Source organism: Paraburkholderia phenoliruptrix, assembly GCF_047325075.1.
Lineage (GTDB): Bacteria > Pseudomonadota > Gammaproteobacteria > Burkholderiales > Burkholderiaceae > Paraburkholderia > Paraburkholderia phenoliruptrix.
In genome coordinates this window covers 2,844,286-2,856,839 of record NZ_CP168531.1, presented here as the reverse complement: position 1 = coordinate 2,856,839, position 12,554 = coordinate 2,844,286, and the positions used below count along the sequence as shown (strand labels likewise).

Genomic DNA, 12,554 nt, shown 5'->3' with positions numbered 1-12,554 from the left:
GTCACATTCAACAGGAACGATGATGCTCTTCGTACGCCCCGGCCGCCTCGCCGATCTCGATGCGCTCGAACATATGGCGCGCACCGCCCAGCCGGTGCTGCATTCACTACCGCACGACCGGCGCGCGCTCGAAGCACGCGTCGCGCTGTCGGAAGACTCGTTTCGCGCGGACGTCGATTTTCCGGGCGAGGAGTTCTATCTGTTCGTGCTTGAAGACAGCGAGACCGGCAAGCTGATGGGCACGGCGAGCATCGTCGCGGCGGCGGGCTACTCGGATCCGTTCTACGCGTTTCGCAACGACGCGCTGATTCATGCGTCGCGCGAACTGCACGTGAACCGCAAGATTCACGCGCTCACCATGTCGCATGAACTGACCGGCAAGAGCCGGCTCGCGGGGTACTACATCGACCCGTCGCTGCGCGGCGACGCCGCCGCGCACCTGCTGTCGCGCGCGCGGATGATGTACATCGCCGCGAATCGCAAGCGCTTTACGCCAGAGGTGTTTTCGCTGCTGCTCGGCGTGACCGACGACAAGGGCGTGTCGCCGTTCTGGGAGGCGGTGGGGCGCAAGTTCTTCGGGCGCGATTTCGCCGACATCGAAATCGAGTCGGGCGGGCGCAGCAGAACGTTCATCGCCGAAGTCATGCCCACCTATCCGATCTATGTGCCTTTGCTGCCCGAAGCGGCGCAGCGCGTGCTCGGCGAGCCGGATGCGAACGCGTTGCTCGCGTATGAGATCCATCTCGAGGAAGGCTTCGAGACGGACCGCTTCATCGACATTTTCGACGCCGGCCCAGTGCTCACCGCGCAGGTAGACCGCAGTGCCTGCGTGACGCGCAACGAAACGCGCGTCGTGCGCGAGAGTGCGGCGCCGGCGAGCGGCTCGGCTTTTCTGATCGCGCACAACGGCGCGGACGGCGAGTTCCGCTGCGTGCTCGGCGATCTGCCGGCCGGTAAGAACGAAGGTGCGCCGCTCGCGCAGGCGGCACGTGCCGCGCTCGGCGTGCAGGATGGCGACGCGGTGCGTTGCGTGCCGCTGCATGAGCCGCAAGGCGACGAGCAGAACCAACAAACGGGAGACGCGCAATGATCGTCGTTCGCGTTGTGCAACGAGGCGATGTCGACGCTTTGATGCGGCTCGCGCAGGAAACCGGCCCCGGGCTCACCACCTTCAAGCCGGATCGCGAGGCACTCGCCGCGCGCGTCGAGCGGGCGCGCCGCACGATGGAAGACAAAGCGGCGCCGCATGAGGCAGGCTACTTCTTCGTGATGGAAGACACGCAAACGGGCGATGTCGCGGGCGTCTGCGGAATCGAAACGGCGGTCGGCCTGCAGCAGCCGTTCTACAACTATCGCGTGAGCACGGTGGTGCACGCGAGCCAGGATCTCGGCATCTGGACGCGCATGCGTGCGCTCAATATCTCGCACGACCTGACGGGTTACGCCGAGGTCTGCTCGCTGTTCCTGAGCCCGCGTTATCGCACGAGCGGCGTGGGCGGCTTGCTGTCGCGCTCGCGCTTCATGTTTCTCGCGCAGTTCCGCGAGCGTTTTCCGCAGCGTTTATGCGCGGAATTGCGCGGCCATTTCGACGAGCAGGGTACGTCGCCGTTCTGGCGCGCGGTTGGTTCGCACTTCTATCAGATCGACTTCAACGCCGCGGACTACCTGAGCTCCCATGGGCGCAAGGCGTTTCTTGCGGAGCTGATGCCGCGTTATCCGGTATATGTCGAGTTGTTGCCGGAAGAGGCTCAACAATGCGTCGGCCTCACGCACAGCGACACGATTCCGGCGCGCCGCATGCTCGAAGCGGAAGGGCTGCGCTACGAGAATCACGTCGATATTTTCGACGCCGGTCCGGTGCTCGAATGCCATATCGCCGACTTGCGCACGGTACGCGAAAGCGTGGTCGTGCCGGTGCAGATCGCCGAGGTGCCGGCGGGCGCACCGCAGGATGCGCCGCGCTCCATGGTGTCGAATACGTCGCTCGGCGATTTTCGCGTGGGCGTGGCCGCAGGCGTGCCGCAAGACGGCGTGTTCCGCATGAATGCGCGGGAGGCGTCGGCGCTCGGCGTCAAGTCAGGCGACCCGGTCCGGGTACTGCCGCTGAAACATAAACAGGGATGATCATGAGCGAGCTTTTTATCGACGGCGAATGGGCCGCCGGCACGGGACCCGCATTCGCGTCGCGCAACCCGGGGACGGGCGCGACGGTTTGGGAAGGCAATAGCGCGTCCGCCGGGGACGTGGAGCGCGCCGTGCGCAGCGCGCGCCGTGCATTTGCCGCCTGGTCGGCGCTCGGTCTCGACGACCGCTGCGCGGTGGTGCGCCGCTTCGCGGCACTCGTCACCGAGCGCAAGGAAGCGCTTGCCGAAGCGATCGGCCGCGAGACCGGCAAGCCGCTGTGGGAAGCGCGGACCGAGGCGGCGTCGATGGCCGCGAAAGTCGAAATCTCGATTCAGGCCTACAACGAGCGCACCGGCGAAACGCGCTCGGCAATGGCGGACGGCACCGCGGTGTTGCGGCATCGTCCACATGGCGTGGTGGCCGTGTTCGGGCCGTATAACTTTCCCGGACACCTGCCCAACGGGCACATCGTGCCGGCGCTGATCGCAGGCAATGCGGTGGTGTTCAAGCCCTCGGAATTCGCGCCCGGGGTTGCCGCGCTCACCGTGCAGATCTGGCGCGATGCGGGCTTGCCGGCGGGCGTGCTGAATCTCGTGCAAGGCGAGAAGGACACGGGCATTGCACTGGCCAATCACCGGCAGATCGACGGACTCTTTTTCACCGGTAGTTCGGACACCGGAACATTGCTGCACAAGCAGTTTGGCGGACGCCCCGAAATCGTGCTCGCGCTCGAAATGGGCGGCAACAATCCGCTCGTGATCGGCCCGGTCGCGGACGTTGACGCCGCCGTGCATCACACGATCCAGTCGGCGTTTCTGTCGGCAGGGCAGCGCTGCACCTGCGCGCGCCGTATTTTCGTGTCGAACGACGCAGCCGGGGAGCGCTTTCTCGCGCGCTTCGTGGAGGTCGCGTTGCGCATCCGCGTCGGCGAATACAACGCCGAACCGCAGCCTTTCATGGGCGCGGTGATTTCGGCGCGCGCCGCGTCGCGGCTTGTCGAGGCGCAGGAGCGGCTGCTTGCCGGCGGCGCGCGGGCGTTGCTGAAAATGGAGCAGCGCGATCCGAAGCTCGGTTTCGTCACGCCGGCCATTCTCGATGTGACCGCCGTTGCGGATCTCCCCGACGAGGAGCACTTCGGACCGCTCGCGCAGATCATCCGCTACGACAGCTTCAACGAAGCGCTCGAACAGGCCAACGACACGCAGTTCGGTCTCTCCGCGGGCCTTCTCGCCGACGACGAAGCGCTGTGGACGCATTTCCAGCGCACCATCCGCGCGGGCATCGTCAACTGGAACCGGCCGACCAACGGCGCCTCGTCCGGCGCGCCGTTCGGCGGCCCGGGCCGTTCCGGCAATCACCGGCCGAGCGCCTATTACGCGGCCGATTACTGCGCGTATCCGATGGCGTCTGTCGAAAGCGCGCAACTGCAAATGCCCGCGAGCGTCTCGCCGGGCCTTCAATTCTAAGGATCGACGATGCAAGCCACTGAAGCCAATTTCGACGGCCTGGTCGGCCCGACGCACAACTACGCGGGGCTGTCGTTCGGCAATGTCGCGTCGCAGAACAACGAGAAGTCCGTTGCGAACCCGAAGGCGGCCGCGAAGCAAGGCCTGCGCAAGATGAAGCAGCTGGCCGATCTCGGCTTTCACCAGGGCGTGCTGCCGCCGCAGGAGCGTCCGTCGATGCGTCTGTTGCGCGAGCTCGGTTTTTCGGGCGACGACGCGACGGTGATCGCGCGCGTCTCGAAGAACGCCCCCGAGCTGCTGGCGGCGGCGAGTTCGGCCTCCGCCATGTGGACCGCCAATGCGGCAACCGTGAGTCCGTCAGCCGATACGCAGGACGGCCGCGTGCACTTAACGCCGGCTAATCTGTGCAGCAAGCTGCATCGCGCGATCGAACACGAATCGACGCGCCGCACGTTGCGCGCCATTTTCAGCGACGCCAACCGCTTCGCGGTGCACGAAGCCTTGCCCGGCACGCCCGCGCTCGGCGACGAAGGCGCGGCGAATCACACGCGTTTTTGCTCCGGATACGGCGCACGCGGTGTCGAATTCTTCGTCTATGGCCGCAGCGAATATCGCCGCGGGCCGGAGCCGAAACGCTTCCCGGCGCGGCAAACGTTCGAGGCGAGCCGGGCGGTTGCGCATCGTCACGGTCTGCTCGAAGAGGCGACGGTGTACGCGCAGCAGAGCCCCGAAGTGATCGACGCGGGCGTTTTTCATAACGATGTGATCGCCGTCGGCAATCGCAATACGCTCTTCTGTCACGAACTCGCGTTCGTCGAACAGAGCGCCGTGTACGACGAATTGCGTGCGAAGCTCGCGGGCCTGAATGCCGAATTCAACGTGATCCAGGTACCGGACGCGCAGGTGAGCGTCGCGGACGCCGTCTCGTCGTATCTGTTCAACAGCCAGTTGCTGACGCGTCCCGACGGCAAGCAGGTGCTGGTCGTGCCGCAGGAGTGCCGCGAAAACCCGCGCGTGGCGGCGTACCTCGACGACCTCACGTCGCACACGGGTCCCATCGACGAGGTGCTCGTGTTCGATCTGCGCGAGAGCATGAAAAACGGCGGCGGTCCGGCGTGCCTGCGTCTGCGCGTGGTGTTGAACGACGCCGAGCGCGCGGCGGTCACGCGAGGCGTGTGGATCGACGACACGCTGTTCGGCCGGCTCGATACGTGGATCGAAAAGCATTATCGCGACCGTCTCGCGCCGGCCGATCTCGCCGATCCGCAATTGCTCGCCGAGTCGCGCACCGCGCTCGACGAACTCACGCAGATTCTCGAACTCGGATCGCTCTATGACTTCCAGCGCTGAGCGCGGCGAGGCGAGCGCGATGCTCGCGGATTTCCTCGGCTACACGCTCGCGGGCACGCGGCCGGCCGCGAGTGCGATGCAGGGCACGTGCGCCGACGGCGTGCGCTGGTCATGGCAGGGCGACGGCGTGCTGCTGATGGAGCCCGCCACGCTCGCTGCGAACGCGCCGAGCGTGCTCGCGTCGGCCGGCGTGCATGGCGACGAAACCGCGCCCATCGAACTGCTTTCGTATCTGGTACGCGACATCGCGCGCGGCGCGGCCGACTTGAGCTGCCGTCTGCTGGTGATTCTCGGCAACGTCGAGGCGATGCGCGACGGCTGCCGTTATCGCGACGACGATCTGAACCGCCTCTTCAGCGGCCGCCATCTGCAGTTGGCGGCGAGTCACGAGGCGCCGCGCGCGGCTGCGCTGGAGCAGGCGGCCGTGCAGTTTTTCGCTGCGGCTTCAGAAGAGCCCGGCGCGCGCTGGCATATCGACATGCACACGGCGATCCGCGCGTCCGCGTTCGAGCGCTTCGCGCTGCTGCCGCATACCGGCAGACCGTTTTCCCGTGCGATGTTCGAGTGGCTCGGGCAAGCGCAGATCAGTGCGGTGCTGCTGCACACCACGAAGGGCAACACCTATTCGCATTTCACCGCGCAGACGTGCGGCGCCGACGCATGCACGCTGGAACTCGGCAAGGTGCGCCCGTTCGGGCAGAACGATCTCACGCGCTTTGCGGGGGCGGACTCGGCGCTGCGTCAACTGATCGCCGGAACGAATGGGCGCGAAGACGGCCCCTTGCCGCGCGCTTTCACAGTGATCGACCAGATCACGAAGCAAAGCGATGCGTTCGAACTGCTGGTCGCGCCCGACGTCGCGAACTTCACGCCGTTCGCGAAAAACACCTTGCTTGCGCGCGATGGCGACTATCGCTACGTCGTCCGGCACGACGAGGAGCGCCTCGTGTTTCCGAACGCCACGGTCAAGCCCGGCTTGCGCGCCGGCCTGATGGTGATCGAGACGACGCAAGACACGCTGGCCGCGCTGGTTTGACGGCGCTGGTTTGACCGCGCCGAGGTAGAAGGATCCCGGCGCCTGCGCCGGCGGTGTTTGCGCCAGCGCGACATCAAGTTGCAGCTTTGCACGCCGCGCGTGCCGTGCGCCGCGACGCGCGAGCCGTCCCGAGCTGCCCGCAGACGCGGCACCCGAGCCTGTACAATCCCCGCCTCGCGGCTGCTGCGCTGCACCACAGCGGCCGCACGAGTTTGAATCGCATTTTTGGCGCGGCAATCATGCCAGTCCGGATTCGGCTCCGTCTTATTCAATACCGTAGAGGAAACACCCGTAATGAAGATGAATTGGCGAAACACGGCTGCGCTCGCGCTCTTCGCGACGGCAACGGTCGCGGCAGGCTCGGCCATGGCGGCGGACATCAAGGAAGTGCGGTTCGGCGTGGAGGCGTCCTATGCGCCGTTCGAATCGAAGTCGCCGTCGGGCGAACTGCAGGGTTTCGACATCGACGTCGGCAACGCCGTGTGCGCGAAGCTGAAGGCGAAGTGCGTGTGGGTCGAGAATTCGTTCGACGGCCTGATTCCCGCCTTGCAGGCGCGCAAGTTCAACGCGATCAACTCGGATATGACGATCACTGACCAGCGTCGTCAGGCGATCGATTTCACGGATCCGATCTACACGATCCCGAATCAGATGATCGCGAAGAAGGGCAGCGGCCTGCAGCCGACGCCGGCGTCGCTGAAGGGCAAGCATGTCGGCGTGCTGCAGGGCACGATTCAGGAGACGTACGCGAAGGCGCGCTGGGCGCCCGCGGGCGTCGACGTCGTGCCGTATCAGACGCAGGACCAGATCTACGCGGACCTCGCGTCGGGTCGTCTCGATGCGTCGTTCCAGGACGCCGAAGCGGCGTCGAAAGGCTTTCTGAAGAAGCCGCAAGGCGCCGGATTCGAGTTCGCGGGTCCGGCCGTCAGCGACGAAAAGCTGCTGGGCGCGGGCGTCGGCTTCGGCATCCGCCGTGGCGACAAGGCGCTGAAGGATGCGCTGAACCAGGCGCTGAAGGAACTGAAGGCCGACGGCACGATCGACCGCTTCGCGGCCAAGTACTTCGACGTCAAGGTGGTGCTCAAGTAAAGCCCCACGCATCGACGCATGAAAACACCGAACGGCCACTGGATGCGGCCGTTTTGCATGGTGCGCGTGTCGGCTTCCATCGCGATCATGTCATTTGCCCCGCGCCAAATATTTCCAGATATTGTTTTGTGGACATGTGCGCGCAAGACAGGCTGCGCTAAAATCGCCGGGCGCGCTGCGTCACGCTGCGCGCCGTCGCAAACGATAAACACAGGGCACGCGTAGCGTGCTGCAATAACCACAAGACAGCAGTAAGCGCCGGGGGCGCCTCGCGGGGGACCAGAATGAGCACCATTGCAGTCGAGAATCCGGGCCGTACGGGCGCCGCGGACGATGCGCAGTTGAACGCCAGCTTCGCGCGGCAGCCCATCCTGAATCGGGACGGCATGCTGTGCGGCTACGAGCTCAAGATTCGCGCGCCGGAATTGCCGCCCGAGGCGCCCGACGACCTCGACGCCGATCTCGACGCCGACCCCACCGACGAACTCGACGCGCGAGCCGGTCGCGCGCCTACACCAGCGGAGCGCGCGGCGCGCGCTGTCATCCGCGGGCTGGTCGAGGGCAACGTGCGCAGCGCATTGACCGGGCACCCGGCCTATATCGACACGAACCGCGATCTGTTGTTCGACAGTGCGATCGAGCGGCTGCCCGCCGAGCGCTTTCTGTTCGAGCTGCCGCATGACATCCACATCGACGAAGAACTGATCGCGCGGATCGTGCAACTGCATGGCCGGCGCTATCGTTTCGTGCTGGACGACGTCACGCAGCCCAACGAGACCTTCGCGAAGCTCCTGCCTTACGCGGAAGCCATCAAGATCGACATCACGCGCGCGCCTGCCGCGCTTCTGCCCAAGTTGACGAGCGTGCTGAAGTCGGCGGGCAAGCTGCTGATCGCCTCAGGGCTCGATGCGCAAGCCGACTTTGAAACGGCGCACGGTTTGGGCTTCGACCGTTTCCAGGGCTATTTCTTCGCGCGTCCGCAAACCTCGCTGACGCGCCGTGTCAGCGCGCCGCGCCATGCGCTGCTGAACCTGTTGCAACTGCTCGCGGGCGACCCCACGGTCGCGCAGCTGGAAGCGGAGCTCAAGCTCAATCCGGTGCTGGTCATGCATCTGATGAAGCTTGCCAATTCGAGCGGCTTCGCGGTCGGCCACAAAGTGACGACGCTGCGCGAGGCGATCAATGCAACCGGCACCGACCGCATCGCGCGATGGACGCAGCTGCTGTTGTATGCCGACGGCCGCAAGGTCGCGCTCGAAGACGATCCGCTGCTGCAACTCGCCGCCACGCGCGCGCGTTTCATGGAACTGGCGATCGAACGCCTGCCCGACGCCGGCCGCGACGAAGCGGACGCGGCGTTCCTGACCGGCGTGTTTTCATTCGTCGACGCGGTGTTCGGCGGCTCGCTCGAAAGCACGCTGAACGTGCTGACGCTGTCGCGCCCGATTCAGGCGGCGATTCTGCAACGCGAAGGCGTGCTCGGCCAGTTGCTCGCCGCCGTCGAAGCGCTAGAAAACGGCGCGTGGGACACGCTCGCCGCATTGTGCGCGACGCTTGCGCCGTTGACGGTGGAGGAGGTTGCGCAAATGGGGCTCGCGGCCGGCGCGTGGGCGGGGGTCGCGGACCGCAGCGCGGACGGTCTGGAAAGGATCGAGGACTGAGGCCGCTGTCCGCATCGACGTGCGCTTTTCGAAGGGGAGCCGCGTCAGGCGGAAATCAGACGGAAAAAAGCCGGCATGCACTCCATGCCGGCTTCAAAAACCACCTGCTGAACAATCTGGCGTCGGGCAAACACAGAATCGGGAGACTTGCTGTCGCGATCAACGATCACGCCACGTCTTTACATCGTCTCCATTTCCCGCATCTGCCCCAGGCCGAAAAAACGGCCTAACTCCCTGGCCAGTTCGTTCAGCACGCTCATCTCCTTCTGTGAGATGCGGCGTGGCTCCTGCGTATGAGACCAGTCGCCGTAGAGCAGAGCGACGGTCTGCTCTGTTTCGTCCACCACCGGCAACAGCACGAAGGCGCGGGCGTCGTCGAATGAACGGCGGAACCACTCGGGCAGCCGCGCGACCATTTTCGGATCGCGCGCATTTTCGATGAAAATGCCCACTGAATTCGCGATGGCCAGATGGAACACGTCGGGCTCGAAGGCCGAGCCGAAGGTGAGCTTGGGCAGCGCCGCGTCGATTTTCGGGCCGAGGCCGAGACGCGCCCGGAAAGTACCGTTGCTGTGCTTGACGAACACCACCGTACGCGCGAAGCCGAGTGCAGCGAGCACCGTTTCCGAGGCCATGCCGAGCGCCGGCGCGAGCGAGCTGTTATCGGGCAGGTTGCGCAGGTCTTCGACGCCTGCCGCGATGCGCGCCTCCGGGTTGAGCGCCTCGCGCGCAATCGCGTCCGCGTTCGCACGCAGCTCGACGATTTCGCGCATCACGCCGTCGCCGCCTTCTTCGCGGGCGAGCGCGACGCTCATCTCGAGGAGCACTTCCGGATCGGTGTTGAGCGCGCGGCTATATTCCTGCGCCAGTTCTGCAATGCGCTCCTCGCGCTCGAAGTCGGGCACGTTCTGCTGCGTGAGGACGTCCGCGACCGCCGTCGAGTAATTGGTGATGGCGCGCAGCCACTGCACCTGGCGCGGCTGCTCGGTGTCCTGCGGATCGAACTCGCCCATGCCCGAGCGGATCATGTCGGGCAGGCGCCAGCGCACGGCGGCTTCCTCGCCGATTTCGTCGAAGGTCACGCCGAGCACGAGCACGCACGCATCGTTTTCGAGCGTACCGCTTTCGATGTGACGGCGGATCTGATCCCATTCCGCGTCGAGGTAGAACACCACCAGCAGTTTGCCGATCTGCCGCATCAGCGTGCAGACCACCGCTTCCTCCCCGGCGCGCAGATCGCCGCGCTCGGTCAGCTTGCGCGCGACGCAGCCCGAGAGCAGCGTGCGGTTCAGTTCGAGCTTCGCGTCGATACGGCGCGGCGCGCTGTGATGAAAGTGATCGACGATCTTCAGGCCGACGACGAGATGTCCGACGGCGTCCATGCCGAGCACCATCAGCGCACGCGACACCGTCGTGATATTGCCGCCGAATGCCATATACATCGCCGAGTTCGCGAGTCGCAGCACTTTTTGCGTCAATGCGAAGTCCGACAGCACCACCTGCACGAGGCCGGTGAAGTCGAGGTCGTCGTTGTTCATTGCCGCCATGGTGGTGCGCAACGACTGCGACAGCATGGGGAAATCGCCGCGCTCGCTCATTCGCGTCCAGAGCCGGTCGAGCACCGCCGCCTTTACCATGTGAGTCCCGCAAAAGCCATACGTGTTCCAATGAATGCCATGCCGGCGCGAAGCCGGCTGATGCCGCTCTTTGAGCGCCTGATCTGCACGCTAGGCAGTGTGCAGATAAAGCGAGCGCGCTTCGAAACGTTGCGCCAGTTCGTCGGATGGCAACGCCTGACAGACGAGCCATCCCTGTATGTGGTCACATCCCATCTCGGTGAGCAGGCTGCGCTGCGCTTCGGTTTCGACGCCCTCGGCGACCAGTTCGAGGTCGAGCGTCTGGGCGAGGCCGACCACCGCGCTGACGATCGCCTGGTCGTTTCGGGAGGTTAGCAGATTCTCGACAAAACTCCTGTCGATCTTCAGTTTTGCAAGGGGAAACCGTTGCAGGTAAGCCAGGCTCGAATAGCCGGTGCCGAAATCGTCGACGGCAAAGCGGATGCCCATGGCCGTCAGGTCCTCCAGCAGCACCTTGGCATGCGCCGGGTCGTGCATCAGCAGGCTCTCGGTGATTTCGAACACGAGACGCCGCGGATCGATGCCGGTCAGGTTGATCGCCTCGCGCACGGCGTCCTTGAAGCGCGGATCGCGGAACTGCTGCGGCGACACGTTGACCGCGACATATTGCAGCGAGATGCCCTTTGCATCCCACTGGATCAGCTGCATGCAGGCAACCTTGAGCACCCAGTTGCCGAGAAAGTTGATGAGCCCGACCGATTCCGCGAGCGGAATGAACATGGACGGCGGCACGAGGCCGTGCACCGGATGCATCCAGCGGATCAAGGCCTCCACGCCGACCACGCCGTGCGTGCGGCTGCTCGTGATCGGCTGGAAGTGCAGCGAGAATTCGCCGTTGCGCACGCCGTCGTAGAGGTCCGCCTCCAGTTTCAGACGTTCGGCGTCGGCGGGATTGTCGTCCGGCACGTAGAAGGCGAGCGTGTTGCCGCCCGCCGCCTTCGCCTGCAGCAACGCGTGGTCGGCCCAGCGCAGCAGGTGCGTGTCGTGCGCGGCGGTGTCGTTCGCGTGACGCACGTCCGGATAAAGCGCAATGCCGATGCTCGCCGACAGATGCACCTGCTGGCCGTTAAATACATACGGCTGCTGGATCGCGGTCAAGAGGCGCCGCGCCAGCGCTTCCGCCGCCGCGGCGGCGTCGGTGCGGTTGGCGGCGGGCTTGACGAGAATCGCGAACTCGTCGCTGGCGATGCGGGCCACCGTCTCGTTCGGGCTCGTCATGTTCAGAATGCGCCGCGCCGTGTCGCGCAGCATTTCGTCGCCGGCGTCGTAGCCGAGCGCGCGGTTCACCCGCTGATAATCGTCGATGTCGAGCAGCAGCAGCGCGGCGGGCGTGCCATGCGCGTCGGCCCGCTGTTGCGCTTCGAGCAGCGCGGGAATCAGCGCGGACTGGTTGGCGAGATTGGTCAGCCGATCGAGATGCAGCGCCTGGATGAGGCGCTCCTCGCTCGCGCGCCAGGCCGACACGTCGAAGCCGGCGATCGCAAAGCCTTCCATGCCGTGATGGCTGCTGCGCACCACGCGCAACTCGACGGTGATCGGATAGGTCAGCGACTTGATGAGCCCGAGCGTCGCCTTCTCGACATTGCCGGTGGTGGAGGCGCGCGCGAGCAGCGCGTCAAGGCGCGCCGTGTCGGTCTGAGCCACCAGTTCGTGCAGCGTGATGGTCTCCAGATACTCGCGGTGATAGCCGATAAAGCGCAGGCTCGCGTCGGACACGTAGATGAAGCGCAGCTCGTTGTCCACGTGCGCGAGCAGATCCACGGCGCCGACCACCTGTTCGAGTTGCGGCAGGGCGGGCGGCTCGGCTTGCGGTGTGTCCTCGACGCGCCGGCCACGGCCCAGAAGCCGGTCGACGACCGTGCGCAAGGAGCCCCGGCGGGGCGCGGTGATCCTGTTCGCTTCCATGTTTGTCGCTGGCAACCTGTGTTCGTCTGCGGGCGGGGCGGCTGGCCGTTCGCCTCGTCGGGGCGGCAAAACGGTATCAGGCCACCCCATCAGGACAAGATAACGACCCGCCGCCCGAAATCTTTAGTGGCTGCGCGAGAAAAACATCCCGTAAGGGAAATCGGCGCGCGACGGCCGCCGGAAATGGCCGATTCAGGGTTGATCCGGCGCGGATTCGGTTAAAGTGCGGTTGCCCCACGTCCGTTAATACGGCAAACCCCTGTGCGTTGGCGGCGCGCCGCTGCCG

At 65.4% G+C, this 12,554-nt stretch carries 9 protein-coding genes; 7 read left to right on the top strand and 2 right to left on the bottom strand.

The annotated features are described in order from the left end of the window. Positions 1-22: 22 nt before the first annotated feature. The 7 genes from aruF to ACEN8U_RS24805 all read left to right on the top strand — a co-directional run bounded on the left by aruF (position 23) and on the right by ACEN8U_RS24805 (position 8,726). A complete protein-coding gene (aruF, locus tag ACEN8U_RS24835; RefSeq protein ID WP_310110714.1) occupies positions 23-1,090 on the top strand; it encodes an arginine/ornithine succinyltransferase subunit alpha in 1,068 nt (355 codons plus the stop codon). Beyond that, entirely contained in the window at positions 1,087-2,124 is a 1,038-nt protein-coding gene (gene astA, locus ACEN8U_RS24830) for an arginine N-succinyltransferase (RefSeq protein ID WP_013587967.1), read from the top strand. Before aruF ends, astA begins: the two co-directional genes overlap by 4 nt. A 2-nt stretch (positions 2,125-2,126) precedes the next feature. Continuing rightward, complete coding sequence (astD, locus tag ACEN8U_RS24825; protein WP_310110549.1) at positions 2,127-3,590, top strand: succinylglutamate-semialdehyde dehydrogenase; 1,464 nt, start codon at positions 2,127-2,129, stop codon at positions 3,588-3,590. Positions 3,591-3,599: 9 nt separating this feature from the next. Beyond that, a complete protein-coding gene (gene astB / locus ACEN8U_RS24820; protein WP_310110550.1) occupies positions 3,600-4,940 on the top strand; it encodes an N-succinylarginine dihydrolase in 1,341 nt (446 codons plus the stop codon). After that, complete coding sequence (gene astE / locus ACEN8U_RS24815; protein ID WP_310110552.1) at positions 4,924-5,976, top strand: succinylglutamate desuccinylase; 1,053 nt, start codon at positions 4,924-4,926, stop codon at positions 5,974-5,976. The genes astB and astE overlap by 17 nt, the downstream gene beginning before the upstream one ends. Positions 5,977-6,270: 294 nt before the next feature. Beyond that, complete coding sequence (locus ACEN8U_RS24810) at positions 6,271-7,065, top strand: ABC transporter substrate-binding protein (protein ID WP_013587971.1); 795 nt, start codon at positions 6,271-6,273, stop codon at positions 7,063-7,065. Between the two features lie 284 nt (positions 7,066-7,349). After that, the gene (locus ACEN8U_RS24805; RefSeq protein ID WP_310110553.1) at positions 7,350-8,726 is read left to right on the top strand and encodes an EAL and HDOD domain-containing protein; all 1,377 of its coding nucleotides are present in this window, start codon (positions 7,350-7,352) and stop codon (positions 8,724-8,726) included. Positions 8,727-8,905: 179 nt separating this feature from the next. Here the strand turns inward: ACEN8U_RS24805 and ACEN8U_RS24800 are convergent, their stop codons facing one another. After that, positions 8,906-10,363: an HDOD domain-containing protein gene (locus ACEN8U_RS24800; protein ID WP_310110554.1), complete on the bottom strand. Its 1,458-nt coding sequence runs from the start codon at positions 10,361-10,363 to the stop codon at positions 8,906-8,908. Positions 10,364-10,453: 90 nt separating this feature from the next. Next, entirely contained in the window at positions 10,454-12,268 is a 1,815-nt protein-coding gene (locus ACEN8U_RS24795; RefSeq protein ID WP_028361047.1) for a putative bifunctional diguanylate cyclase/phosphodiesterase, read from the bottom strand. Positions 12,269-12,554: the final 286 nt, after the last annotated feature.

What these genes read in the sequence shown, in the direction of transcription:
- astE (WP_310110552.1), top strand. Translation starts at nt 4,924, where the DNA reads ATGACTTCCAGCGCTGAGCGCGGCGAGGCGAGCGCGATGCTCGCGGAT.
- aruF (WP_310110714.1), top strand. Translation starts at nt 23, where the DNA reads ATGCTCTTCGTACGCCCCGGCCGCCTCGCCGATCTCGATGCGCTCGAA.
- ACEN8U_RS24800 (WP_310110554.1), bottom strand. Translation starts at nt 10,363, where the DNA reads ATGGTAAAGGCGGCGGTGCTCGACCGGCTCTGGACGCGAATGAGCGAG.
- ACEN8U_RS24795 (WP_028361047.1), bottom strand. Translation starts at nt 12,268, where the DNA reads ATGGAAGCGAACAGGATCACCGCGCCCCGCCGGGGCTCCTTGCGCACG.
- ACEN8U_RS24805 (WP_310110553.1), top strand. Translation starts at nt 7,350, where the DNA reads ATGAGCACCATTGCAGTCGAGAATCCGGGCCGTACGGGCGCCGCGGAC.
- astA (WP_013587967.1), top strand. Translation starts at nt 1,087, where the DNA reads ATGATCGTCGTTCGCGTTGTGCAACGAGGCGATGTCGACGCTTTGATG.
- astD (WP_310110549.1), top strand. Translation starts at nt 2,127, where the DNA reads ATGAGCGAGCTTTTTATCGACGGCGAATGGGCCGCCGGCACGGGACCC.
- astB (WP_310110550.1), top strand. Translation starts at nt 3,600, where the DNA reads ATGCAAGCCACTGAAGCCAATTTCGACGGCCTGGTCGGCCCGACGCAC.
- ACEN8U_RS24810 (WP_013587971.1), top strand. Translation starts at nt 6,271, where the DNA reads ATGAAGATGAATTGGCGAAACACGGCTGCGCTCGCGCTCTTCGCGACG.